This is a genomic window from Cohnella fermenti (genome assembly GCF_004801405.1).
Taxonomy (GTDB): Bacteria; Bacillota; Bacilli; order Paenibacillales; family Paenibacillaceae; genus Cohnella; species Cohnella fermenti.
Window position 1 is genome coordinate 82786 of sequence record NZ_SSOB01000026.1, and the last position, 24438, is coordinate 107223.

The 24438-nt window shown below is 57.2% G+C and carries 22 protein-coding genes; 15 read left to right on the plus strand and 7 right to left on the minus strand.

Going from position 1 to position 24438, the window contains the following annotated elements; all coding sequences use genetic code 11:
* The first annotated feature begins 156 nt into the window (after positions 1-156).
* The 3 genes from E6C55_RS19685 (at position 157) to E6C55_RS35455 (ending at position 2561) form a co-directional block, all read left to right on the plus strand.
* Positions 157-1869 carry an AIPR family protein gene (locus E6C55_RS19685; RefSeq protein ID WP_136371526.1) on the plus strand — a complete coding sequence of 571 codons (1713 nt, stop codon included), beginning with the start codon at positions 157-159 and terminating at the stop codon, positions 1867-1869.
* A 360-nt stretch (positions 1870-2229) separates the two neighbouring features.
* Positions 2230-2412: a hypothetical protein gene (locus E6C55_RS19690; protein WP_136371527.1), complete on the plus strand. Its 183-nt coding sequence runs from the start codon at positions 2230-2232 to the stop codon at positions 2410-2412.
* Positions 2400-2561 (plus strand): type II toxin-antitoxin system RelE/ParE family toxin, encoded by a 162-nt coding sequence (locus tag E6C55_RS35455; protein WP_136371528.1) that lies wholly within the window; start codon positions 2400-2402, stop codon positions 2559-2561. The genes E6C55_RS19690 and E6C55_RS35455 overlap by 13 nt, the downstream gene beginning before the upstream one ends.
* Before the next feature lie 10 nt (positions 2562-2571).
* On the opposite strand, the gene E6C55_RS19700 is transcribed toward E6C55_RS35455, so the two are convergent.
* Complete coding sequence (locus E6C55_RS19700) at positions 2572-2877, minus strand: type II toxin-antitoxin system RelE/ParE family toxin (protein WP_136371529.1); 306 nt, start codon at positions 2875-2877, stop codon at positions 2572-2574.
* Positions 2855-3139: a type II toxin-antitoxin system Phd/YefM family antitoxin gene (locus tag E6C55_RS19705; protein WP_136371530.1), complete on the minus strand. Its 285-nt coding sequence runs from the start codon at positions 3137-3139 to the stop codon at positions 2855-2857. The genes E6C55_RS19700 and E6C55_RS19705 overlap by 23 nt, the downstream gene beginning before the upstream one ends.
* Positions 3140-3386: 247 nt before the next feature.
* On the opposite strand from E6C55_RS19705, the gene E6C55_RS19710 reads away from it, so the two are divergent.
* The 4 genes from E6C55_RS19710 (at position 3387) to E6C55_RS19730 (ending at position 7177) form a co-directional block, all read left to right on the plus strand.
* Positions 3387-4199 carry a CPBP family intramembrane glutamic endopeptidase gene (locus E6C55_RS19710; RefSeq protein WP_168735760.1) on the plus strand — a complete coding sequence of 271 codons (813 nt, stop codon included), beginning with the start codon at positions 3387-3389 and terminating at the stop codon, positions 4197-4199.
* A 23-nt stretch (positions 4200-4222) separates the two neighbouring features.
* Positions 4223-5383, plus strand: a complete 1161-nt coding sequence (locus tag E6C55_RS19715) for a sensor histidine kinase (protein ID WP_136371532.1) — start codon at positions 4223-4225, stop codon at positions 5381-5383.
* A complete protein-coding gene (locus E6C55_RS19720) occupies positions 5380-6066 on the plus strand; it encodes a response regulator transcription factor (protein ID WP_230986765.1) in 687 nt (228 codons plus the stop codon). The genes E6C55_RS19715 and E6C55_RS19720 overlap by 4 nt, the downstream gene beginning before the upstream one ends.
* A 427-nt stretch (positions 6067-6493) precedes the next feature.
* Positions 6494-7177, plus strand: a complete 684-nt coding sequence (locus E6C55_RS19730; protein WP_136371534.1) for a hypothetical protein — start codon at positions 6494-6496, stop codon at positions 7175-7177.
* Positions 7178-7218: 41 nt separating this feature from the next.
* Here E6C55_RS19730 and E6C55_RS19735 read toward each other — a convergent pair whose 3' ends face one another.
* The 3 genes from E6C55_RS19735 to E6C55_RS19745 all read right to left on the minus strand — a co-directional run bounded on the left by E6C55_RS19735 (position 7219) and on the right by E6C55_RS19745 (position 9300).
* Positions 7219-7455, minus strand: a complete 237-nt coding sequence (locus E6C55_RS19735; RefSeq protein ID WP_136371535.1) for a hypothetical protein — start codon at positions 7453-7455, stop codon at positions 7219-7221.
* Between the two features lie 582 nt (positions 7456-8037).
* The gene (locus E6C55_RS19740; RefSeq protein WP_136371536.1) at positions 8038-8625 is read right to left on the minus strand and encodes a DoxX family membrane protein; all 588 of its coding nucleotides are present in this window, start codon (positions 8623-8625) and stop codon (positions 8038-8040) included.
* Between the two features lie 186 nt (positions 8626-8811).
* Positions 8812-9300 (minus strand): HPP family protein, encoded by a 489-nt coding sequence (locus E6C55_RS19745; protein ID WP_136371537.1) that lies wholly within the window; start codon positions 9298-9300, stop codon positions 8812-8814.
* Positions 9301-9654: 354 nt separating this feature from the next.
* Here E6C55_RS19745 and E6C55_RS19750 point away from each other — a divergent pair, with 354 nt between their 5' ends.
* The 8 genes from E6C55_RS19750 to E6C55_RS19785 all read left to right on the plus strand — a co-directional run bounded on the left by E6C55_RS19750 (position 9655) and on the right by E6C55_RS19785 (position 22665).
* Positions 9655-10563, plus strand: coding sequence for an ABC transporter permease (locus E6C55_RS19750; protein ID WP_168735761.1), 909 nt, complete (start codon positions 9655-9657; stop codon positions 10561-10563).
* 62 nt (positions 10564-10625) lie between these two features.
* On the plus strand, positions 10626-11477 hold the full coding sequence (locus tag E6C55_RS19755) for a carbohydrate ABC transporter permease (protein WP_136371539.1): 852 nt from the start codon (positions 10626-10628) through the stop codon (positions 11475-11477).
* A gap of 59 nt (positions 11478-11536) precedes the next feature.
* Positions 11537-13177 carry a type 2 periplasmic-binding domain-containing protein gene (locus E6C55_RS19760; RefSeq protein ID WP_168735762.1) on the plus strand — a complete coding sequence of 547 codons (1641 nt, stop codon included), beginning with the start codon at positions 11537-11539 and terminating at the stop codon, positions 13175-13177.
* Between the two features lie 106 nt (positions 13178-13283).
* On the plus strand, positions 13284-14870 hold the full coding sequence (locus E6C55_RS19765) for an extracellular solute-binding protein (protein ID WP_136371541.1): 1587 nt from the start codon (positions 13284-13286) through the stop codon (positions 14868-14870).
* A gap of 16 nt (positions 14871-14886) precedes the next feature.
* Positions 14887-17235 carry a helix-turn-helix domain-containing protein gene (locus tag E6C55_RS19770; protein WP_136371542.1) on the plus strand — a complete coding sequence of 783 codons (2349 nt, stop codon included), beginning with the start codon at positions 14887-14889 and terminating at the stop codon, positions 17233-17235.
* The gene (locus E6C55_RS19775) at positions 17228-19432 is read left to right on the plus strand and encodes a family 20 glycosylhydrolase (protein WP_168735763.1); all 2205 of its coding nucleotides are present in this window, start codon (positions 17228-17230) and stop codon (positions 19430-19432) included. Before E6C55_RS19770 ends, E6C55_RS19775 begins: the two co-directional genes overlap by 8 nt.
* A 103-nt stretch (positions 19433-19535) precedes the next feature.
* Positions 19536-22010 carry a family 16 glycosylhydrolase gene (locus E6C55_RS19780; protein WP_136371544.1) on the plus strand — a complete coding sequence of 825 codons (2475 nt, stop codon included), beginning with the start codon at positions 19536-19538 and terminating at the stop codon, positions 22008-22010.
* A gap of 103 nt (positions 22011-22113) precedes the next feature.
* Entirely contained in the window at positions 22114-22665 is a 552-nt protein-coding gene (locus tag E6C55_RS19785) for a DUF1697 domain-containing protein (protein ID WP_136371545.1), read from the plus strand.
* A 117-nt stretch (positions 22666-22782) separates the two neighbouring features.
* On the opposite strand, the gene E6C55_RS19790 is transcribed toward E6C55_RS19785, so the two are convergent.
* Together E6C55_RS19790 and E6C55_RS19795 are read right to left on the minus strand one after the other, a co-directional pair.
* Positions 22783-23262, minus strand: a complete 480-nt coding sequence (locus E6C55_RS19790) for a CAP domain-containing protein (protein ID WP_230986766.1) — start codon at positions 23260-23262, stop codon at positions 22783-22785.
* A 286-nt stretch (positions 23263-23548) separates the two neighbouring features.
* Positions 23549-24385, minus strand: coding sequence for an RMD1 family protein (locus E6C55_RS19795; protein ID WP_136371547.1), 837 nt, complete (start codon positions 24383-24385; stop codon positions 23549-23551).
* Positions 24386-24438: the final 53 nt, after the last annotated feature.

Consider the following 24438-nt stretch of genomic DNA (forward strand, 5'->3'; position numbering starts at 1 on the left):
AGCAATGGTAGTTCGGGGAATTTACGAAGTTCGGGATTAATACGTTATACGACAATCTTGCTGAAGTTAAGTAACAACAAAACATTTTCTTTATATTGAAACAAACTTACATTATAATTTTTGGTAATTAGCTCTATTAAAAAAGGTGTGAAATCCATGGATAGAATAACCAAGAGTTTCTTAGACGATTTTTCTAAATCTCAGCAAATAAATACAGCCGACACTAGCAAGCTATTCGAACATTTTGTTAATTACAGCATTGTATCTAGAGAATATGATGATAGTTTTGAAATTCAAGATATCTCTGTTGGTGATGGAGGAGATTGTGGAATAGATGGTATTGCTATTATAGCAAATGGTAAGTTGATTTCTTCCGTTGAGGAAATAGATGGTCTCATTGAGATGAATAAGTCTCTACAGGAAGTAAAGTACATAATGATCCAATCAAAAACTTCTCAAAGTTTTGATGGTGGAGAAATTGGTACTTTTGGTTTTGGTGTCAACGATTTTTTCTCTGAAACACCACAATTAGTGCGGAATGAGTTTATAAAAGAGAAATCTAAAATTATAGAGTATATTATCAGTAAGTTCCCGCAAATGAAGGAAAAACCAAGTTGCATTATGTATTACGTTACTACTGGGAAATGGTTAAATGACACAAATCTAACTGCAAGAATAGATATAATAAAGAGAGATATTATGGATCTTAATTTATTTAAAGAAGTCGAGTTTCATTCAATAGATGCTGATACAATTCAAAGGTTTTATAGAAGTACAAAAGATAATATTATTAAAGAGATTAACTTTGAAAATAAGGTGTTATTACCTGAAATCGAAGGCATTGAACAAGCATATCTTGGAACATTACCGTTAGAAGAATATTTTAAGCTTATTATAGATGAATCGGAAAAGATAAGAAAATCAATCTTTTATGACAATGTTAGGGATTTTCAAGGAGAAAACGCAGTTAATCAAGAGATAAATGATACATTACAGTCTTCAGATGCGAGCTCCTTTGTGGTTCTTAATAACGGAGTTACTTTGGTGGCAAAGACCTTGACAAATATTAGGAATAAATTCACCCTAGAGGACTACCAAGTGGTAAACGGATGTCAGACAAGCCATGTGCTATACAACAATAGAGAAAACATTAATGAGAAGAATGTACATCTTCCTATTAAGTTAATATCTACAAAAAATGAAGACATAATTAACAAAATTATAAAAGCAACTAATAGACAAACTGAGGTAACTGATGAGCAGCTCATAGCACTATTAGATTTTCATAAAAAGCTAGAATCATTTTATCAAACCTTTGAAGGACCAAGTAAACTGTATTATGAAAGACGTTCTAAACAATATAATTCTGTATCGGAAATTGAGAAAGTAAGAATTGTAACTATACCAACGCAATTGAAGAGTTTTGCGTCAATGTTCTTAGATCAGCCCCATATTGCAAGTAGATTCTATGGCATCTTAGTTAAAGATATGACTGGAAAGACATTTAATGAAAACCACGAATTACTCCCATACTATACTGGTGCATACGCATTATATAAACTTGAGTTTTATTTTAGAAATAAAAGTATTGATGGTATATATCGAAAGTTTAGATTCCAAATGTTAATGATGCTGAGATATTTGATAAACGGTGAAGATATGCCTTCTCTAAATTCAAAAAAAATCAACTCTTATTGTGAGAAGATTAATGTAGTTTTAAACGACCAGAATAAATTTCTTGAAGCGATTAAAGACGTAACGAGTATAATAAATGACGTTGTTTCAGATCTTAAGGACAGTGAGGCTTCAAAGAGACAATATCTTAATGAAGAGTATCTTAAGAATATAAAATCAATTCAAAATATTTAGCTTAAAATAAGGCCGGCATACCGGCCTTATTTTATATATGTGGTTTATTTTAGATGAATATGTAAGTATATCGAGGTAGGCAAGATCGTCGTATAACATCATATCCACGCTTCGGAGCCTGGCGGCTCCTCGGTCCGCCCGAAGGAGATTAAGCAAGGAAGTGGAATCAGGCGGACACATCCGCACCGACTAAGCGCAGTCGCGCCCGGCTCCTGGCGGAGCCTTAAGTCGGTGGGACGTCGTGGATACAGGAACGTTATACGAAACACGAAGTAAGAATGAAAATCAATAATCGTCTAACAACTTATGGATTTGTGTATTTTAAAAGGAAACTAAAAAGACCGATTGAGGTGATCACGGATGAGCGTTAAGGACGAAGTCATAAAATTGATTCAAGACCTTCCTGAGAATGCAACTGTTGAAGATATTCTTTATAAGCTGTATGCTCGAGCAAAAATTGAAGAGGGCATTAATGAATTAGATGCTGGCAAAGGAGTACCTCATACAGAAGCATTGGAGCACATAAAAAAATGGTTGAATTAGTCTGGTCCCCGAGGTCACTAAAGGATCTTGAAATTATTTATGAATATATTAAACAAGATTCAATAGAACAAGCCAGAAGGTTTGTGAATGAATTGATTTATGAATCAAGTACACTTATTGATTTTCCTTATATAAATCCGGAGCATTGAAATTCAAGCTCTAAATCAAGAAGTCATATTTTCGTTTGCCGTGAAGAATTCTACGAATTTCAACAAAATCATCTCCAACAACATAAAACACAAGATAACTTTGAATGACCAACATACGATAATTTAATAATTGAAGCCTAGGGTCCTTGGGAATCGGACCGCTAAATGGAAAATAGGCAAGAATAGAAATGGATTCATCAAATTGATTGAGAAGATCTAAAGCAGCAGGGGGATTATCAAGGGAGATATAATCAATGATTTCCGTAATATCCTGCGCGGCTGACGGCAGATATTTAATCGGCAGTTTTTTCTCCATTGATGCGACTCCTTAATTTACTCATCAGATCAATGTGATCTATTTTTTGAGTGGATGGGTCGGAGCTTTCTTTCTCCGCCATGGCCAACTTCTGGTACAATTCAATAACAGCCTGTTGCTTCTCATAGAATGCATGACTCATAACAACCAAATCCTCATGGCCATTTTTTGTTATGAATACAGGTTCTCCCTCCTTATGACAGATTTCAGAAATGTAATTAAAATTATTTCTCAGGTCAGAAATAGGTTTGATAATGGGCAAAGAGATCACCTCATTTTTAAATTAAGTCTATAGAGTAGATTTTATCATAATTATGATATCCCAAACAACAGATTTTAAACACTTGAGGATAACACCACATACATCATCTAACAAGGAATTTTCGCGTCATATTCTGACGTCCCACACTCCAAGAATGCCGTCCCCATCACATGACCACCGTCACTTCTCATATGACGCCCCGCTCGCTTACACTCTGCTCATTCGCATAGAGAGGAGTGAAGCGGCGATGGACGTTCGCGCTGCAGAATCGCACTACGAACCGCACCACAATTCGCAATACGATTCACAATACAGTCTGGGGAAAATCCTCGGGTTATGGGCGCTTGTCGTGCTGCCGATGGGTTTGTTCCGATTCGCGGCGATTCCGTTCCTGAAGGATCGGATCGACTTCAATCCCGGCGTGGCCTACTGGCTGCTCATGATCGCTGGCATGGCGTGGCAACTCGTGCTGTCGCTGCTCGTGCTGCGGAGCGAGCTCGGGACGCTCGGATGGAGCAGGCTGAAGGCGCGGCTGTGGCTGAACGATCCGATCCGTCCGAAGACGGGAAGAAGGTTCCGGCTGGCCTATCTGCTCACGATCCCGTTTATTGTCTATACGTTCCTGATCGAGGATGCAGGAGTTCTGGACTTCGTTGCAGAAGCTTTGAATAAAGCGTTGCCGTGGCTCGCGCCGCCCGAATATGTGCAGATCGAATCGCTGAATTCTCCGGAATTCTCGGGAGCGTGGTACCTGCTGGGCATCGCGCTCGCCAGTTGTCTGTTCAACTATCTGCTCGGCGAGGAGCTATTCTTCCGCGGCGTGCTGCTGCCGAAGATGAACGGCGTGTTCGGGCGGTGGGATTGGGTGGCCAACGGCGCCCTGTTCAGCCTCTATCACGTGCACAAGCTCACGGAGGTCCCGGTGTTCCTCGTCGGCTCCTTCTTCATCGCTTACCTGAACAAGAGATACCGCAGCTACTGGCCGGCCGTCATCATGCACGGTGTGGAAGCCATCCCGCTGCTGGTCATCGTGCTGCTCGTCATCCTGAGACCATCTTAACGATTCGGAACGGACGTGCCGACATGAGCCTTCCCTGGATTCAACCGCTAAGCCATCCGCGCCTGCGCAACCTCGCCGTCTTCGGGCTGACCTCCGCTTACGCGGCCCTTCTGCTGCTCTATCTGTTCCTTGACCGCTTCAAGGGCGTTGCCGCTGCGGCGCTGCTGATCGCGCTGTTCCTGCTGCGGCAGCTCGCACTAGCCGGAGACAGCAAGCCGCTCCGCCTGCTTTCGTTGCTGTCCCCGCCGATCGAGACCGTGCTGCTGTTCGTTCTGTTCTGGCAGAGCGATACCACCTTGGAAAATATCGTTTTCCTCCTCTTCGTCGCCGATCTTATCCTTCATTATCGTTCGCGGTATGCGCTGCCTCTGGCGTATGGAGGTTATGTGGCATATATGACGCATTGGCCCGCACCGGGGGAGGGCTATGTGGGCGATGCGGTCGACCTGCTCGGCTATTCGCTGCTTGTGCTTGGCCTATGGGGGACGAAGCTGCTGCTGAACCAGCGGGACACCATCCTCCGGCTGAACGAAGCGCTGCGGGAGGAATCGCGGGCCAAGGAAGAGACGGCGGCGCTGCGGGAACGGTACCGGATCGCGGAGGAGGTTCACGACACGATCGGCCACACGCTGACCGTCGCCATCGTCGCCCTCGAGGGAGCGCAGCTTCTCGTCGGCTCCCGGCCGGACGAGGCCCGCGGCAAGATCGCGACCGCCCGGGATCAGCTCAAGGCGGGCCTGCACGACGTTCGCCATGTCGTCAAGGCGATGAAGGCCGAGCGCGGCGCTTCGCCGGATGCCGGGCTGGAGGCGACGGTGCGGCGGATGATGGCGGAAGTCGCGCGGCAGACAGGAATCTCCTGGCGGCTCCGCATGGAGAACGGCCTGAAGCTGCTGTCGCTGCAGGAATATGTGCTGGCAGGCGCCGTTAAGGAGTCGGTCACCAATGCGATCAAGCACGGGGGCGCGAAGACGATCGAGGTCGCGGTCGAGGCGGCGGAGGATACCGTCCTGCTGACGGTGAAGGACGACGGAAGCGGCGCGGACGCGGTCGAATACGGGTTCGGCCTTGCCTCGATGCGGGATCGGGTGCAGGCCGTCGGGGGCCAATTGTGCGCGGCGGGCGGATTGAGCGGAGGCTTCGAAGTCAGGGTGAGACTGCCCAGAGCGAGGGGGGAAGAATGATGGAGCGAACGGTCAAGGCGCGCGTCCTGATCGTGGACGATCAGACGATTATGCGGGAAGGCTTGGAGACGCTGCTGACCTATAAGTCCGAGGTCGAAGTCGTCGGGATGGCCGGCAGCGGGGAGGAAGCTCTAACGCTGGCGGCCGAGCTGGCGCCGGATGTCGTGCTGATGGACATCCGGATGCCGGGCATGGGCGGCGTGGCGGCGACCCGGGCGCTCGCAGAGCGCCATCCCGGAATTGTCGTCCTCATTCTGACGACCTTCGACGACGACGATTACATCATCGAAGCGCTTAGCCATGGCGCAGCCGGCTACCTGCTCAAGGATATCGGCAGCAAGAAGTTGATCGACTCGATCTACGAGGCGATGGCCGGCAGCCTGCTGCTGACGGGGAAGGTCGCCCGCAAGCTGGCGTTGAGCGCGAGAGGCGGCGACGGGGCGGCGGGAGGCTCGTTCCCGCCGCCGCGCGATCGGTTCGAGCTCACGGCGAGGGAGCTCGAGATCGCGAATCTGCTCGCGGAAGGCAACACGAGCAAGGAGATGGCGGACCGCCTGTTCCTGACGCGGGGCACGGTCAAGAACTACCTCAGCAGCATCTACTCCAAGATCGGCACGAACGACCGGGCGAAGGCTCTGCTCGCCTTGCGGGAGCTCGTGGAGACGCGAAGACAGCGGGAGTAGCGAGATGGCGAGATGGCGAGATGGCGAGATGGCGAGATGGCGAGATGGCGAGAACAATGGTACCGCAGCTAGCGCATTTTATGTGATTTTTCACATTCGCGATGCCCTTGAGCGGGGGTTTCTCGTGGTTTTATGTGGTTTTTCACATATATCGTTCACGCACCGGGGGCGAAGTCGCTATAAATGTGATTTTTCGCATAAAACCGTCGCATCCGGCCTCACAACGAGATTTATATGTGAAAAATCACATTCGTTCGGCCCGCGTCTCCGCAACAAGCTATTCCCCCCTTGCAGACTCGGACGCAATGTGGCAAACTACGAGTAGAACGCATTAATCGCGCGGCGAAGAACGCCCCGCTTCCTTCCGATTCGGAATGGAGGCGGGGCTTTGTGCGTTTACCCTTATGCCAAGGAGAGGTGGAGGCCCATGAGTTTCGCATCGGAGCAAGAACGCTGGATCAAGAGGCATCTCAAGAGAAGAACCGGAGAACGCCTGGACGCCTTGAAGCGCGGGCACGGCTTCGGCAACCAACTATTCGCGGAGAAGGTATGGTGGCTGCTTGTCGGGCACTTCGGCGGTCTTCACCCCGAGTACGAAGTGAGGGATTGGCGCGGACGCCCCTACTTCGTCGACTTTATGTGGATCGTCGGCGCTCTGCGCATCGCGTTCGAGATTATGGACTACGGCTCGCACGGAACCGACCGGAGCAAGTTCCGGCTCGATCTGAACCGTGGCCTCTACTTGCAGACGCAGGGCTGCATCGTCTTCTACATCTCTCTCGACGAGCTGAGGGAGAATCCCGAATTTATCCTCGCCGCCTTGCGAAGCGCGCTTGCTCCTTATCTGGCCGCCGAGGCTCGAAGTGTGCGCGTGGAGTCCCGTTCGCATTCAAGAATCGAGAGAGAACTGATGCGCTGCGCCATCCGCCATGACCGGATCGTTCGCCCCGCCGAGGCGGCGAAGGAGCTTGAACTGCATATCGCCACGGTGATCAAGTACTGCCGCCTCCTGGCGGATAAAGGCAAGTTCCGCGCCGTGCCGAGCGGGACTTCCGGGCGAGTCCATTCGTACGAATATATGGGAATGCTCCAAAGCCCGGAACTGGTTTGATCGCGTCGCACCCAGAGGTGCTCGCCGGTCAGGCGTAATGCCTAACGGCTCCCCGTTCGCCCGGTACCCGGCGGGAACGGCAACGGTCGGATAGCCGGCCCGAGCGGACGGGTCCGAGCCGGCATCCGAAGGCCGTCCTGGTCGTATGCCGCAATGCGGGACAGGCAAGCGCGTACCAGCGCCAGAGAGGTAAGCTCCCCGCGCTCCATCGCGGCTTGCAGTTCAAGGATGCTTGCTTCATCCAGATCGATATTCGTCAGCGCAAAGGGGGCGTCCAACTTAGCCTTAGCCTCCTGAAGCAACATCGTCACTCTCAATTTTATGCTATTTTTCACATTCATACTGGTCGCGAATGGGGGGGTTGCATGGTTTTATGCGGTTTTTCACATATATCATTCGAACCGCGGGGCGGAATCCTCTATATATGCGGCTTTTCGCATAAAATGCTCGTTTCCGCCTCCTCTGGGAGATTTATATGTGAAAAATCGCATTCGTTGCGGAGGGGCGCGGCAATTGCGAGAGGGGATGGCGGTGCGATTGAGGCGGAGGAGCGGCAGTTGCGAGAGAGGATGGCGGCGCGATAGTTGCGATGCGGGGGCGGACCGCGAACAACAGACGCGAGCCGCAGGGGAATGGCGGGAGTGGGTGCGGGATAGCGAGGGAGAGGCGAAGCAGAGGTTGGCAAGACGGGCATGACGACGCTACAGCAAGAGAGGGACGCGAATTGCGCCCCCCTCTCCGCTATTTCTATTGTTATCACACTATTACGCTCGTTGTCGCACAGCCCCAGGCTTCCACTCATTGTCGCCCGACCCTCTGGCGATTGCGCTTAGCGCCGCAAGGCTTCGAGCGCGGCCGGGTTATGCCGTTGCCGAGGGTCCGCCGTCCTTCGACGCGCGCTTCCGGTTCCATGGCGTGCCCAGAAGCGGCAGTGCCCAGCGGTCGAGGCCGTACCAGCCAGCGACCTTCCAGCCGAGGACAATCCAGGTGGCCAGGATGAACAGCAGCGGGTTCGTGCTCAGCGTACCGGCGAACAGGAAGCACGCATTCATGAATGCGCCGAAGAAGGCGGCGACTCCCGTCAGCAGGCCGAGAATCAGCCCCAGTCCCACGAGCGTCTCGCCGAATGCCACGCAATACGAGAACACTTTGGCGTGCGGCAGCACCATATTTTCCAAGAAGGATGCATACCAGCCCGTCACGTCGCCGCCTTCGTTCGCCTTCCCCAGCGCTCCCTTGATGAATCCGGTGAGGCCCGCGCCAGCATTGCTGCCGACCCAGTTCTCGTTCGTGATCTTATGCCAGCCCGCATTGACCCATGCATAGCCCAGGTACAGGCGGATGACCAGCCAGATCAGGCCGGATCTCGTGTCGTTAAACAGGAAGTTCGAGACCGGGTTCTCGGGAATAAGAATTCTCTTGCCATGAAGCTCGTCTTTGATTGTCATTGGTCATCACCTCATCGTGGGATGGTCAGTCTAACCCTGATAATAAGTGACATCGCGCGTCATGTAAATATCTCATATGGAAAATCAGGGAATTCCCTTACAGTTCCCTGCTTAAATCCCTTACCCATCGCCGGCCAAGACGAACAAAGCCACCCGTCTCCGGATGGCCTTGTCGTCTGGTTAGTTCTAGGATGCGATCTGCGAAGCGGATTCCCGCAGTCTCTTCTCGCCCGCAGAAGCGAGCAGATGCCCGAAGCGGCTGTCGACGAACTCCGCGATGTACAGCGTCAACATCAATCCGAGCAGCGCCGCAACGGCCGACAGCGGAATCAGCCAGTGGTGCTCGGAATGGGAGAAGAACGGGATAAGCGAGACAGCCACAATCGGCGGCGCGTTCCATTGGAACTTCTTGATCATCCAGATGGCGATCAGGACGTTGGCGAATACCGAGATTGCGCTCGGGTACAGGAAGTACAACCCGGTTCCGATCATGGAAGTCGCGAACGCTCCGATTGTAATTCGGGTCAGCTCCGCGAAGCGGAACGAACGCGAGATGAACAAGAAGCTGAAAGCCCCGAGCGTCGGGAAGAACAACGTGTCCAGAAAAGAAAAATGCAGCGAACACCAGTAAATCAACATGATATAAACGCCAATCGCAATCGTCTTCACTTTCATTGTAAATCCATAAGCCCCCTGCCGATATCCGATCTTGCCCGCGCGACCGCTTCCGATCTTGCTTTATGCCTGCTTAATTCTACCACTTTCATCTTTTGCGTCAACCCGTTCGTCAGCCCGCCCGCTGCGCAAGGACCCGGAACAAGCGTCTCCGCACGGGGCCGGACTTGCCTGCAACGCATGTTTTGGGCCCGGAGCGACAGATTTGAGACACATTCACAGATCTGCTTCTTTCTCGCACGGCCCCTCTCCCCCTAAGATTGGCCTATGCGAGACCGGGCCATGGACCGGCCGCTCGCCGACATCCGCATCGCATCCGCATCAGCCCATTCGATTCCGACAGGGGGTGAAGACGTGAACCGACTGCCGCTAAGGAAGGACTTGCGGCGTTACCGCCAGATGTACCTGCTCGCTCTGCCCATGGTGATCTTCTATATCCTGTTCATTTACATTCCGATGTACGGGATCACGATCGCCTTCAAGGATTATTCCGTCGTCACCGGCATTACCGGCAGCCCGTGGGTGGGGCTCGACCGCGTTCGCGAAGTATTCGACAACGTCTTCTTCCAGCGGGCGTTCGTCAATACGCTGCTCATCAGTCTGGGCAAAATCGTGTTCGGCTTCCCGGTGCCGATTGCGCTGGCACTGCTGCTCAACGAGCTGAGAAGCCGCTGGTTCAAGGGGCTGTTCCAGAACATCATGTTTATTCCGTACTTCCTCTCCTGGATCGTGTTCGCCGGCATTATCGAGAACCTGTTCAACGGCTCCGGCCTGATCAATGGGATTCGCGTCAATCAGAATCTCGACGTCATCTCGTTCCTCGCGGAAGGAGACTGGTTCCTCGGCATTGTGTTCATTACCGACATCGTCAAGAGCGCGGGCTGGGAGACGGTCATCTACCTGGCTGCCCTGACCGGCATTGATCCTCACCTGTACGAAGCCGCTCAAGTCGACGGAGCGAACCGTTGGAAGCAGACGTTCCATATTACGCTGCCGGGGCTCGCCAACACGATTGTCGTGCTGCTCATCCTTCGCGTCGGATACCTGATGTTCGCCGGCTTCGAGCAGATCTTCTCGTTGTATTCTCCGATTGTTTACGACGTCGCCGACATTCTGGATACGTTCGTCTATCGGATCGGCATCGAGCAAGGAGATTACAGCTTCGCGGCGGCCGCCGGCCTGTTCCAGGGCATCATCGGCTTGACGCTGCTGTTCACGGTGAACAAGATTGCCCAAAAAATCGGGTCGGCCGGTCTGTTCTAAGCGCTCCGCGCCCGAACGCCGATCGCCGGTCGCCGAGCACCCGAAGGAGGACGCGGCTTCCCATGACTTCCCGCAGCCCTTGGTACGCACAGACGATCATCTGCGCCATCCTGCTAGGCTTCATGCTGCTTATTCTGTTCCCGTTCTACTATGTCGTCACGATCTCGGTCATGCCGAACGAGAATTACGTCACCCGCGCTTACCACCTGCTGCCGGACGGCTTCACGCTCGACTACTACCGGCTCGTCTTCGGCGATGCCCGGCTCGTTCACGCGCTCGGCGTGTCGGTATTCGTTACTCTTGTCGGCACGCTGCTTAACGTCATCGTGACGGGCGCCGGCGCTTATGTGCTGACCAAGTCGCATCTGAGGCTGCACGGCGCGCTGAACCTGATGGTCATTGTCCCGCTGATGTTCGGCGGCGGCATGATCCCCCTGTATCTCGTCATTCGGGCGCTGCATCTGACGAATAACGTCTGGGGCCTCATCATTCCGTTCCTCTGCAATTCGTTCTACGTCGTGCTGATGAAGAACTTCTTCTCCTCCCTGCCGGGCGAGCTCGAAGAGGCCGCCTATATCGACGGAGCGAAGGAGATCAAGACGTTCAGCCGCATCGTGCTTCCGCTGTCCAAGCCGATTCTGGCCGTCATGACGCTTTTCTACGGGGTTTTCCATTGGAATGAGTTCTTCTGGTCCGGCATCCTCGTCGCTCCTGACAAATACCCGATGATGGTGCTGCTACGTCAGTTGATCCGCCGAGCCGACACCCAGATGCAGGTCCAGCTTCCAGGGCTCATTCCCATGTCGCTCACTTCCGCCATCATTATCGTGATGATCGTTCCGATTCTGGCGATCTCCCCGCTGATCCAACGCTTTTTCGTCAAGGGTATGGTGCTCGGCGCGGTCAAATCGTAGGAACGAACGGCCACATGATTGTGATTATAAAAAAACGCCACCGAAGGGGAGAGGATTCAATGTTCAGGAACGCAACGAAAGCAGGATCTCTCGGAATCGCGGCCGTGCTTCTGGCGATGACCGCCACGGCTTGCGGCAACAACAACGAAGGGGCTTCGCCGTCCGCCTCGTCGACCCCCGCGGTCAGCCCGAGCGCAAGCACAAGCGAGAGCGCTTCCACTTCGCCCGAGCCGGCCAAGGAGCCGACGCCGATCTCGATCTACAGCTACGACCGTACGGACTACGCGAACGATCGGGTCGTCCAGGAGATCGAGAAGCGCACCAACACGAAGCTCACGATCCAGCCCGGCATTCCGTGGGACCCCGAGCAACTCAACGTCATGACCGCCACCGGCAAGTACCCGGACGTCATCACGATTATCGACAACGACACGTTCGACCGGACCGGGCAATGGATCAAGACCGGCATTCTGCAGCCGTTCACCGACGAGATTCTCGAGCAGACGCCGAATCTGAAGAGCCTGCTGACGCAGCCGGAATTCGAAGACCTGAAGGTTGACGGCAAGTACTATCTGCTGCCGATGCGCGATGAGCCTCCGCTCGGCTCGGCCGGTCAATTCGTCTTCCAGATTCGCCAGGATTGGCTCGACAAGCTCCAGCTTCCGGTTCCGACGACAACGGACGAATTCCTCGACACGCTGATAAAGTTCAAAACGATGGACCCCGACGGCAACGGCAAGGAAGACACCTACGGGCTGATTACGAACGGCCTCGACAAGCTCGTCAGCTATAGCGCCGGCTTCTTCGGCCTGCCGCACGACGAGCGGAGCACAGGCTTCCTGAAGGTCGGGGACGGCTACGAATACTGGGCCATCCAACCGCAGGTGAAGGATACCCTTCGCTGGGTCAAGCAATTGTACGATAGCGGGCTCATCCATCCCGACACGCTGACGCAGACGAACATCACCAAGACGCGCCCGGTGTTCGCCGAGGGCCGCATCGGCGTCACGGTCGAGAACATGAACTTCGACCAGCTCGTCAACCGCATCACCGCCCTGCAAGCGAACGTGCCGGACGCAAGCGTGATCCAGATGTCCGCTCTGAAGGGAACCGAAGGAGCCTACGGATATTCCAAGGGCAACGGCCACTGGGCGTACACGGCGCTGTCGAGCCAGAACAAGAATCCGCTGGAGAGCGCGAAGCTGCTCGACTTCCTCCTCTCGGACGAAGGCACGAAGCTGAGCACCGTCGGCATCGAAGGCGTGCACTATACGATGGACGGCGACAAGCTCGTCTGGAACGAAGAGGAGAAGAAGAAGGACCCCGGCTTCAACGTGAACACGTCGGGCCAATTCCACGAGCTGAACTGGGGCATTGTGCGCTGGTCGCCGATGGTCAGCGAATTCTATATGAAGGCATCGGAGACGGTCGTGCCGAATTATAGTCAGATGGTCCAAGAGAACCTCGACCGCGTCAACAAGTACCTGATCGAGCCGGCCTCCTACAACACGAGCAACGAAGAATGGTCCAAGTTCATCGGCACCGGCAAGACGCTCGAGAACGAATTCTTCATCAAGGCGGTCATGGGCAAGGTCGACATCGACAAGGGCTTCGACAGCTTCGTGAAGAGCTGGAAGGCGGCCGGGGGCGCGGAAGCGATGAAGGCGATGAGCGACGCGATCGCAGCAAGCAAGGGGTAAGCAGGAATAGCGGCAATGACGGAAGGGGAGGACTCTCTCCTTCTCTTCCATTTCATCCAACAATCCATTGTGGACAATCATACTACGAGCAAAGGGGGTGCCGGTCATGGTCAGCAAATTCGGAAGAGCGGCGCGTTGGACCGCTCCGCTCGCGGGAGTCGTTCTGCTCGCGGGCTGCGGGCTCCTGGATCGGGGGGACCCGCTCGCCGCGAATGCGAAGGCCGACGCGGGGGCGGACGCCGTCAGCATCTACAGCTTCGATCGCCAAGATTACGGCAGCCGCCCCGATCGGGTGCTGGAAGCGATCGAAGCGGCGACGAACACCCGAATCTCGCTGCAGACCGGCGCCTGGGAGGACACCCAGCTCGATATCCTGATTGCGACCGGCGGCTACCCCGACGTGCTGACCATCGTGGACAACGAGAAGACCGGCCGCTTCAACAAGTGGGTCAAGGAAGGGAAGATCATTCCGTTCACGGACGAGCTGACGGAAGGGCTGCCCCATCTTCGCAAGCTGCTTGACGAGCCCCGTTACCAAGAGCTTCGCGTGAACGGCCAGTTCTACGGCATTCCCCTGCAGGACGAACTGCCGCAGGGCAGCGTCGGGCAGCATGTGCTCATCCTGCGCCAGGATTGGCTGGACCGGCTTGGACTGCCTCTGCCCGAGACGCTGGAAGAGCTGCGGCGGACACTGATCGCCTTCCGCGACGAAGATCCCGACGGCAACGGCGTCCAGGATACGTACGGCCTCATCTCCGACGGATTGCCGTCGATCGTTCGCGACCTGATCGGAGCTTGGGGACTGCCGACCGATGTACGAAGCACCGGCTTCCTGAAGAAGGGCGACCATTACGAATATTGGGCCATACAGCCGGAGGTCAAGGAAGCTCTTCGGTATGTGAAGGATCTCTACGCCGAAGGGTTGATTCAGCCGTTCACGCTGTCCGCAGCGACGAACGTGCAGGTGCGTCCGAAGTTCATGGAAGGCCGGGTCGGCGCGCTGTTCGATAACGCCAACTTCGAAGAGCTGCTCAAGAAGCAGGAGCTGCTGCGCCTGAACTTCCCGGAAGCGAAGCTGATCGAGCTGTCCGCTCCGGCCGGACCGGAGGGCAAGCGGGGCTACAGCGCAGGCGCCGGCTTCTGGGGCTACACGGTCATTACCGACAAAGCCGCCAACCCGCGGGCCGCCGCAAGGCTCCTCGACTTCCTGCTCTCCGACGAGGGCAACCGGCTGACTCTGTACGGCGTCCCCGGGGTCCATTATACGGAGGAGAACGGCAAGGTCGTCCTGAATCTGGAGGAACGGAAGAAGGACATCGGCTTCGGCCCGGTCCACCCGGAGGCCCCTCATGAACTCAATTGGGGCCTCGCCAGTTGGTCGCGGATGACCGAGGGCGATTATGTCCGGTTCCGGGAGACGGTGACGCCGGGCTTCGCGGATACTGTGAAGGACAATCTTGCCCGCATCAACCGATACCTGATCGAGCCGGCCTCCTACAGCTTGGCGACCTCCAAGTGGGTATCGTTCAAGTCGAATTCCGACGAGCTCACGGCCGAATACTTCAGCAAGATCATCATGGGAGAGATGGACGTCGACGCGGGCTTCGACAGGTTCGTGAAGAAGTGGATGGAATCGGGCGGAGCGGAAGCGATGCAAGAGATGAGCGACGCGATGGCCGACGCGCACGGCTAACCGGAGGAGGCACGGCATGGCCAAGTGGAGAACGAAGGCGTACGACCGATTGTCCCGCAGCCGATTGCCCGTTTATTTCTCGCTTGTCGTGCTGCTCGTTGTCCTGATGCTCATTCTGCCGATCTACTGGATCTATTCCGACCGGCTGAAGAACCAGATTACGCGAATCAACGAATCGTTGATCGAGCAGGTCCAGTCGACGTACGACGGCTTGCTGCAGGAGGTTGACCGCACGTCGGTGCGTCTGGCCGAGAACATCAATGTGAACCGGTTTATTTTCCTGGAGAAGAATGGGTTGTTCGACAGCGAAGAGGAGCGGCAACTGTTCCTGAAGGAGCTCTATGGCGTTATTGCGAGCGAGCAGAAGTTCTACGCCAATATCGGCAACATCTACCTGTACATCCCCCTTACCGGCGTCATCGTGACGAGCGATGCCGTCATGCCGCTCTCCTCCTTCCTCGACCGCGATTATGTCGCCCGGGAGGCGGCGGGCCGGACGTCGTCCTCGTGGAGCGAGGTGCGGACCTCGAAGGCCAGGCTCGTCAGCGGCTATCCGACCGAGGAACAGGTGGTCACGCTGCACCGCAGCCTGACGAACGACGGGCTGACGAGCGATGCGATCCTGTTCATCGACGTCCGAATGAACCTGTTTAAGCAGAGCGGGAGCTTCCGCAGTTCCTATCCTCTCGCCCTCCTCGTCGCCGGCGAGAGCGGCCGGCTCATCTATGCCGAGTCGGGCGGGCTGGATGACGGCGGCAAGCTGGTCGAAGCGTATTCGAACGGCTCGCTGAACGAGAGCCAGTATTTATATTCCGTCGCGCAGTCGGGCTACAACAGTTGGATCTACACGGTAATCGTGCCGAAGCAATGGCTGTTCGCGCCCATGCAGTTCATCAGCCGCATGACGTTCGTGCTTGCCGTCGTCGTGCTCATGTTCGGGCTGCTCGTCTCCCTGTACTTCAGCCGGCGCTTCCATCGCCCGCTTGAAGCCGCGCTCGCCCAGTGGCGCGGGCGCTCGGGGGGAGCGCCGGACCCGAAGGTCGCTTCGGATTCGCTGCAGGAGTCGATCCGGTCGCTCGTGCGGTCCACGATCTCTTACGCGAACCTGATCGACGCCAATCGTGGCACAATCCGCAACGCGGTGCTGATGGACCTGCTCCGCAACAACGAGTGGCCGGCGGAGATGCCGATCGGCCTGGCCGCCAGGCGCGGAGCCCGATTCTATCAGGCAATCGCCTGCGTCCGCGACGAGACGGCCGAACTGAACGAGCGGGATAAGGGACTCGTTCAATATGCGGTCCACAACCTGGCGCGCGAGACATTCGCCGCGTCCGGAGCGGACGCACGGTGCGGCATGGAAGTCGTCACGATCGACGACAACTCGTTCGGCATGCTGCTCTTCGGCTTGCCCGGCGAAGGCGACGAATTATCGGAGAGAGAAGCGCACGAATGGCTGTGCCTCCTGCAGGAGCAACTGCGCCCTTATCCGCAATTCGCCTGGTCGTTCGGCATCGGCCGCCGCTATGCGGACGACGAACGGATCTCCCAGTCTTACCGGGAATCCCAGCTTGCCGTGCAATACCGGATCTACCGCGGCAAGGGGAGCATCATCCCGTTCGACGAGCTGCAGATCGACGACAGCCGGCTGACGGCCTCTTCGGACGACTGGCAGAAGCATAAAGACAAGATCATCTCGGCGATTCGGTCCCGGGACGCGGAGGCCGCGCGGCACTCGGTGCTGCAATGGTGCGAATGGATGGAACGGCTGCCTCGCGGCCGGCGCAACCAGATCGAATGGAGCCGAATCTACTATACGGGCTATTCGGTGTTCACCGAGATCGAGAAGCTGATCTACGACCTGAACATGGACCGGGCGGCAATCTACCTAGATGACCTGAGCTTCGTCGCACTGATGGAGTCGAACCCGACAATCGTGGAGATCCGCCAACTGTTGATCAAGACCTGCGAGCGGATGATCGCCTGCCTGGACGCCCAGCCTTCGGCGGCCAAATCCTCCTATGTCGCGGCTATCGCCGACTATCTTCGCACGGAATACCGGGACCCGCAGATGAGCCTGGAGAGCACGGCCGAGCGGTTCGGGATGAACCCCTCCTACCTGGGCCAATTGCTCAAGAAAGAGATGAATCGCACCTTCCTGCAGTTCCTGAGCGAGGTGCGCATCGAACGGGCCAAGCAATTGCTGGCCGATCCGAATGTGCAGATCCAGGACGTGGCCGCCTGCGTCGGATACGGGAATCGCTCGACGTTCATCCGGATCTTCAAAGCGCAGGTTGGCAGCACGCCTTCGGATTATCGCAACCGAACGCTGCTGGGTGCCAAAGGAGAGCATACGACACATGGATAATGCCGCGAACAAGGCTGCGAATAATGCTATGCACGATGCTGCGAACAGTGCTGCGAATAATGCTATGAGCAATGCTGCGAAGAATACTGCGGCAAACACTGCGAATACCAAGAGTCCGGGGAGTCCCCGGCTCCCCCTTCTGCCGCAGCCGCTGGCGGCGGAGCGGAGACACGGGAGGTTCGCCGCGGCGGCTTCCGGCCTGGAGCTGCGCCTCCCGCCCTCGCTGTGTTGGCTGGCCGAGGAGATCGCTGCGTATTGGGTTCGGAAGTACGGCGTGCCGCTCCATACGGAGTGCCAGGTCGCAGAAGAAGATTGGAGCTGGCAGTTGACCGTTCCCTTAAACAGAGCGGCCCATTCTTCCGCTTCCTTGCCCCCGCCCTCCCCTCTCGGACAGGAGGCGTATGAGCTGGGGGTCGGTCCGGAAGGCATCCGGGTACGCGCCGGAGGCTATCGCGGGGCGATGTACGCCTGGTTCACGCTGAAGCAATGGCTCGATGCCCATGAAGGCACGGAAGCTCCGGGCCTTCTCGTCCGGGATGAGCCCGCGCACGCCATACGCGGCATGCATCTTGACCTGAAGGGGGCGGTGCCGACCGCGGCGTACCTCATGGAGACCATCGCCCGGCTGGCCTCGTTCAAGATCAATACGCTGATGATCGAGTACGAGAATCAATTCGAATTCGTCTCGGCGGCGGCAGGTGTTCACAAGCGCGGGGGGTTGACAGCGAAGCAGCGGGAGGACGCGATAAGCTGCGCCCGGCGCTACGGCATGGAGACGATTCCGGTCGTGCAATGCCTCGGCCACGCCGATTACGTGCTGCAATCGGACGCGTACGCCAAACTTCGCGAGGACGGGCTCATCTCGCAATACTGCCCGTCGCATCCCGGCACGTTCGCGCACGTCGCCGCGATGATTGACGAGATCGCGGAAGCTCATCCGGATTCCGCCTACATTCATATCGGGGCGGACGAGACGTGGGCGCTCGGCCGCTGCGAACGATGCCGGGCCGCCATGGCGTCGTCCGAGCCGGGCTCGGCGAAGGCCGACCTGTTCCTCGGCTACGTCGGGAAGGTTGCGGCCTATGTGCTGTCGAAGGGGAAGCGGCCGATCGTCTGGGACGACATGTTCCATCTCGAGAAGTGCATCGAGCGCATCGTCGAGCTTCCTCGCGGCACCGTCGTCTGTTCGTGGAGCTACTACGAATTCGGCGGCCCGAGCAGTTGGTTCTGGTACGGAGGCCGCTATTACGCTTCGCGCCGCTGGCTGGAGCAGGACCCCGGCGCGGCGCCGGGAATGAATTGGCTCGAGGAGCTGCCGGAAGCGGATCAAGCGGTCGCCCGCAAGTGGTGGGACGGCGGGGAATACCCGGAACGCGGCGTATCGGCGGTGCCGTGGGTGCGCCATTACCGGGAGCAAGGCTACGAGGTCATCGGGGCCTCGTGCGCGCGCGGAGCCGACTTCATCAATGCCTGGTCCGCCTACCCGCCGGATCGGGTCGACAATGTGAAGCATTGGGCGCGCTATGCGGTCCAAGCGGACATGACGGGCACGATCGCTTCCGCGTGGACGCGCTTCTACTCGCTCTCGCCGGCCATCGAGCATTGGGAATCCGGCTGGTACCCGACGATTGCGCAGGCGGCCTTCGGTTGGAGACCGGAGATGGAAGACGAAGCGTTCGATTCGCTCTTCGAAGCTTGCTTCCTCGAAGGAGACGCCGATGCGATGGCCGGGCTCGGATGGCTCATTCGCGCGTTGGATACGCGGGAGGAAGCCTACTTCGGACGGCGGGGCAGCTACCTTGCGGCTGCCGTCCTCAAGCTCGAAGCCGCGTCCCGCCGCCCGGGTCCCGTCGGCCGCTACGCCCGGGGTCTCCGGCTCGCCGCCGAATTCGAACGCGTTGTATTCTCGCTGGAGAACGGACTGAAGCAGAACGAATGGCGGCTGTTCTACAAGGACATCCATGTTCGCCCGGATGTGGACTACATGGTTCCGCGCGACCTGAAGGGGCTGCGGGCGGCGCTCGCGGATGCGCTGGAATGGGAGAAGAGCGCCCTCGCCTATTGCGGCTCCTTCATGAATGAAGAAGAGGCGCGGGAGCTTGTCCTGAGCAAGCTTCATGCGTACAAGGAGAGAATCCGCCGCCTGGCTCGGGAGCTGTCGCTGGGCTCCCAGCTGGAAGTTGTCGCACTATTGTGAAAATGTCGCAGTTCCGTTTATGCGGTCCCAAAGCGTCTTGTTGGCCAGCTTTTTCTATGGAATAGTTGGGGTGCACTGCATTCCATAAGGGGAAGGTGGACATATGAAGATGCGAAGCAAGGCGGCATGGTCGACGGCGCTCAGCGCGCTGCTCGTCGCTTCCATGCTGCAGATCGCTCCTTCGAAGGCGGTCGATGCGTTCGATTGGTACGGTCAGACGGACACCGGCACGTTCCGCGAGGAGTTCAACGGCACGCAGTTGGACTCCCGGAAGTGGCTGATCGCGGCCAAGCAATGGGGCGGCTCGAACAACGGGGTCGTCCCCGAGAACGTCAAGCTGGAGGATGGCAAGCTGATTCTCGAGGCTCACGGGGACAACTATACCGGCTCCGTGCTCGGCCTGAAGCGGGACGGCAGCGTGCCCGGAGGCGTCAAGCAAGGCGGCTCGACCCGGGTCGGAGCGGCCATCGCCTCGCGCGAATACCTCGGTTCGGGCAAGTATACGATGCGCGCCAAGATCATCGGCAGCTTGGGCGTCGCTTCCACCATGTGGACGTTCCATTATTCGGAGTATTACCCCGGCGATCCGGAATTCGATCGGGCGGCGAACGCGGGCCTCGTCTCCCCGACGGCGGACTACTATGCCTACAATCACGAGATCGACATCGAGCTGCCGGGACGTCCCGGAGCGGCGCATACCGGCCAGTCGTTCAACCGCGCGCTGTTCAATACGTTCACGGGAGAGAACGACGGCGAGTACCAGACGACCTACGGCAGCCTCGGCTCCGTGAACGTGGCGGACGGCCAGTTCCACGACTTCAGCTTCGAATGGCACACCGGCAGCGACACGGAGACGCCGCGGGTCGATTATTATATCGACGGGGTCAAGGTCGCGACGAATACGTCGAATATTCCCGTCAACGCAGGACGCCTGTGGCTCGGGGTATGGTTCCCGGACGCCTGGGCGGGCGGTCCGCCAAACTTCGATGCGGAAGCCATGGAGGTCGATTGGTTCGAGTTCACGCCCTATCATGAACCGGGGGACCGCTGGATGCCGGAGACATTCCCGGACGACGGATGGGAATCGAGCGACTTCCGCCCGATGACGGCCGCGGAGATCGACAGCCGCGACCCGTCGGCGAACGGGGAATGGCGCGACGACTTCGACAGCGCCGTTCTCGATCCGGGCAATTGGCTGATCGCCAAGAAGAACTGGGGCGGTCAGCTCGGCAACGGAGAGACGGGCCAGAGCTGGAACGGAGGCGTCGTTCCCGAGAACGTCAAGCTGGACGGGCAGGGCCACCTTGTGCTCGAAGCGCACGGCAACTACTATAACGGGCTTCCGCTCGGCATCAACAAGACGGGGGCGCCGCGCAAGGACGGCAAACGGGTCGGAGCCGCCATCGCCACAACCCGATACTTCGGCTCCGGGGAATACGAGGTGCGGATGAAGGTGCCGAATGTGAACAACGGCTCGCCGCACGGCGCCGTTCCGGCCATCTGGACGTTCCACTACCAGGAGTATGACGAAGGGTCTCCGGAATACGTGGCCAACGGCGGCACGGGGGACTACTGGGCAAGCAACCACGAGATCGACGTCGAGCTTCCCGGCCGACCGGGTCCGGCCCACACCGGCATGTCGTTCGACAAGGCGCTGTTCAACACGTGGCAGGGGGAACGGGAATCGCCGGAGGAATACCATGCCAACTTCACCGAGCTGGGCGAGAACGTCGCGATTACCGATGACGGCTGGCATACGTTCAAGTTCGTATGGGAGACGGGCGATGCCGCGCGCAATGTGCTCCCGAGCGTTGAGTTCTACCTCGACGGCGTTCTCAAGTGGACCGCGACCGGCGACGATTACGTGCCGAATAAGCCGGGACGGCTCTGGCTCGGCTATTGGTTCCCGCGCAACTGGGGCGGCGAAGCCAACTTCTCGACGTCGCAGCTGTTGATCGATTATGTCAGCATCAAGCCGCACGACACGGGCGGAGCGGTCGTGCAATCCGAGTCGTACCCGCTCGACGGCTTCGCCGCTTGGGAGGAGTACCCGGGCTACAGCTCGTTCCCGAACGGAGAGCCCTCTCCCACTCCTTCTCCGTCGCCGAGTCCGTCGCCAAGTCCTTCCCCGAGCCCGTCGCCTTCTCCATCGCCGTCGCCGCAGACGAACCTGCTCGCGAACGGCGACTTCTCCTCCGGCATGACCGGATGGACCCAGGCTGCGGGAACCGTTGCCGCTCCTTCCGGAGAGATGGTGCTGACAGGCGGCTCCGTCACCTCGCGGGGAGAACAGACGAACATCGCCGTGACGCCGGGCAAGACGTACCGGCTTAGCGGCGACTTGAGGAATTCCAGCTCCGGGTCCTGGACCTATCTCGGGGTCGGAGGAACGGTAACCGGCGTCACGAACAGCCAGGGAACGGCCAATACCGAAGCCGGCATGAGCAGTTCTTCCGCCACCCAGGTCTGGGTGCAGTTCACGGCAAGCTCGAGCACCGTTACGGTCTATGCATCGTTCTATAAGGACCAGTCGGGAAGCGGCTACGCGGATAATCTCGTTCTTAGCGAAGTGATCTGACCTCCCCTGGTTGCCGCTTCTTCCTTCTCGCTTCAGAATCGCTATACTGTAGGTATAGCCATAGGGTCCGTCCGAGTACGGGATGGACGCGAGGAGGATAACGATGATCTACCTGGCCTTGCTGAGAGGAATCAACGTAGGCGGCAACAACAAGATCGACATGAAGCAGTTGAAGCGCACGTTCGAGAACCAAGGGCTGTCCCGGGTGTCGACTTATATCAATACCGGCAATATTATTTTCTCGGATGGGGTGCGAACGCCGCAGGAGCTGTCCGCCGTGCTGGAGGCAGCCATTCTGGCCGACTATGGCCTTGCAATCAGGGTCATGGTCCGTACTCTTGTCGAGATCGAGACGATTATGGCCCGGCTTCCTGCCGAATGGAGCAATGACGCGAACATGAGAAGCGACGTTCTCTATCTATGGGAAGAGGTCGACCGCGAGTCGGTGCTGGAGGGGCTGCCCATCAAGCCTGAGATCGATCGGGTGATCTATGTGCCGGGCGCCATTCTGTGGTCGTACGACCGGGTCCACGCGAGCAGAAGCGGCCTGAGCAAAATCATCGGAACAAAGTTCTACCGCGAGGTCACCGTTCGCAACGTCAACACCGCACGCAAGCTGCACGAGCTGATGCGGGCGAACGAATCGCTCTCCTGAACGCCGTTCTCCGCCATCCGCGCTCAGGGAACCCGCAAGCCAAGGACCGCGACAAACCTGCCCTTCCGCAGGTTCGTCGCGGTTCTTCCCGCTTCGGAACTCCTCCCGAGTCCCCGCCTACGGCCGCTGGATAAACAACTGTGTCCAATACGTCCGGTAGCGGCTGGTCGAGTTCCCTTCGACGAAGCCGACACCGGTATCCGTGAACCGGGGGTCGAGAATGTTGGCGCGGTGCCCCGCGCTGTTCATCCACACCCTCACGACGTCCGCCGGGGTCGGCTGGCCGGCCGCGATGTTCTCCGCATAAGCGCGGTATTCGACGCCGAAGCGATCCAGCATCTGCTGCGGCGTTCCGTATGTCGGGGACGTATGGCTGAAGTAGTTGTTGTCCCTCATGTCGATCGACTTCAGCCTCGCCAGCTCGGCCAGCCGCGAATTGAGCGTCAGCGCGGCGATTCCCCGGCTTGTGCGCTCCTCGTTGACGAGGCGGAACACTTCCAGCTCATACGCATTCGATTGCCGGATGCGCGGCTTGGCGCTCGCCGGTCTCTTCGCTGTCCGCGGTCTTGCCGTTCTTGCCGCCGCCGGTCTCTTCACCGCCGCTTGCCTCGCCGTTCCGCTTGTCGCCTGGCGCCTTGCAGGCGTCCTCTTGGCCGGCGCACTCCCAGCGGCCGTCCTCGCTGTTCTGATTGCTCCGATTGCTCTGACTGTCCTGGCCGTCCTCGCTGTCCTTGTTGTCCTCGTCTTCGCGCTCGCCCTTGTTCTCCCTCTCATCTCGCAGCCTCCCCTATCGGATTCTACGAGTATGTCTATGATAAGAGATTCGGCAATGCTTGTACGTTGGGGAAAAAAGGGCAGTCGGCGCGCACGCCCGGCGCAGCGTTCAATCGATCCAGCCGGTCAGTTGCAGGAGCGCCAGCGCAAGCTCGCTCACGATCAGAATGACGATTACCCATTCGACGAACAGGCCGCGAGTCGAGTGGCTGATCGTCGAGAAGCCGTCCATGATCCGGTACAGCATCTCGGTCTTGCTCTTCATGATCGCGTAGCGGTCGTTCATCTCGAAGAACTCCAGCATCCGGTCGTAGAACTCGCCCGCGCTGCTGCTCGTCCAGGTAATATCCGGCTTGTCGAGGATCATGACATAAGAGATCATGTTGTACTCATGCCGCATAATCGACGCCGTCGTCCGCGCCAGCTCCTTCTTGCCGAGCCTCAGGTTGCTCTTGTCCAGCCTGTCGATCATATTTTCCAACTTGTCATGGATCTTGCCGAGCTGCTCCTCGATCTTCTCGAGCGCCACCGACTTCGCCAGCACCGTCGCGATCATCTCTTCATGGAAGGGCTCGATCTCCGCGACCACGACGTATTCGTCGGTCAGCTCCGTCATGCCCCCGGCGGCCGTGCGGAGGCTGTAATCGTCCGTATACCGGTCGGCCTCGGCCTCGTCGATGTCCGGCTCGATCGTCCGCAGATAGCGAACGAACGGCAGGAACGCTTCCCTGGACACATCGTTCACGAGGACGATGCTGCCGAACGAGAAGACAAGCACCTGCTGCGACTCGTCGATCGGACTCTTCAGAATCTTCTGCAGCGCCTCGCCCTTCAGGACAAGCGGCTCCTCCCAGGTGAACTTCTTCGGAATTCCGCAGTGGATGGCGATTTTATTGAGATCGATCTCGTTCGTGACCGCATAAGCTTTGAACCGAATGTCCTTCACGATATTCACTCTCTTTTACCTAATCGGGATTGGCTTGCAGCCATTATTGTAGC

Excerpts from the sequence above, each read along its gene's own strand:
- E6C55_RS19775 (WP_168735763.1), top strand. The coding sequence starts at position 17,228 with ATGGATAATGCCGCGAACAAGGCTGCGAATAATGCTATGCACGATGCT.
- E6C55_RS19700 (WP_136371529.1), bottom strand. The coding sequence starts at position 2,877 with ATGGAGAAAAAACTGCCGATTAAATATCTGCCGTCAGCCGCGCAGGAT.
- E6C55_RS19710 (WP_168735760.1), top strand. The coding sequence starts at position 3,387 with ATGGACGTTCGCGCTGCAGAATCGCACTACGAACCGCACCACAATTCG.
- E6C55_RS19765 (WP_136371541.1), top strand. The coding sequence starts at position 13,284 with ATGGTCAGCAAATTCGGAAGAGCGGCGCGTTGGACCGCTCCGCTCGCG.
- E6C55_RS19755 (WP_136371539.1), top strand. The coding sequence starts at position 10,626 with ATGACTTCCCGCAGCCCTTGGTACGCACAGACGATCATCTGCGCCATC.
- E6C55_RS19785 (WP_136371545.1), top strand. The coding sequence starts at position 22,114 with ATGATCTACCTGGCCTTGCTGAGAGGAATCAACGTAGGCGGCAACAAC.
- E6C55_RS19685 (WP_136371526.1), top strand. The coding sequence starts at position 157 with ATGGATAGAATAACCAAGAGTTTCTTAGACGATTTTTCTAAATCTCAG.
- E6C55_RS19720 (WP_230986765.1), top strand. The coding sequence starts at position 5,380 with ATGATGGAGCGAACGGTCAAGGCGCGCGTCCTGATCGTGGACGATCAG.
- E6C55_RS19730 (WP_136371534.1), top strand. The coding sequence starts at position 6,494 with ATGAGTTTCGCATCGGAGCAAGAACGCTGGATCAAGAGGCATCTCAAG.
- E6C55_RS19770 (WP_136371542.1), top strand. The coding sequence starts at position 14,887 with ATGGCCAAGTGGAGAACGAAGGCGTACGACCGATTGTCCCGCAGCCGA.
- E6C55_RS19780 (WP_136371544.1), top strand. The coding sequence starts at position 19,536 with ATGAAGATGCGAAGCAAGGCGGCATGGTCGACGGCGCTCAGCGCGCTG.
- E6C55_RS19760 (WP_168735762.1), top strand. The coding sequence starts at position 11,537 with ATGTTCAGGAACGCAACGAAAGCAGGATCTCTCGGAATCGCGGCCGTG.
- E6C55_RS19715 (WP_136371532.1), top strand. The coding sequence starts at position 4,223 with ATGAGCCTTCCCTGGATTCAACCGCTAAGCCATCCGCGCCTGCGCAAC.
- E6C55_RS19690 (WP_136371527.1), top strand. The coding sequence starts at position 2,230 with ATGAGCGTTAAGGACGAAGTCATAAAATTGATTCAAGACCTTCCTGAG.
- E6C55_RS19740 (WP_136371536.1), bottom strand. The coding sequence starts at position 8,625 with ATGACAATCAAAGACGAGCTTCATGGCAAGAGAATTCTTATTCCCGAG.
- E6C55_RS35455 (WP_136371528.1), top strand. The coding sequence starts at position 2,400 with ATGGTTGAATTAGTCTGGTCCCCGAGGTCACTAAAGGATCTTGAAATT.
- E6C55_RS19745 (WP_136371537.1), bottom strand. The coding sequence starts at position 9,300 with ATGAAAGTGAAGACGATTGCGATTGGCGTTTATATCATGTTGATTTAC.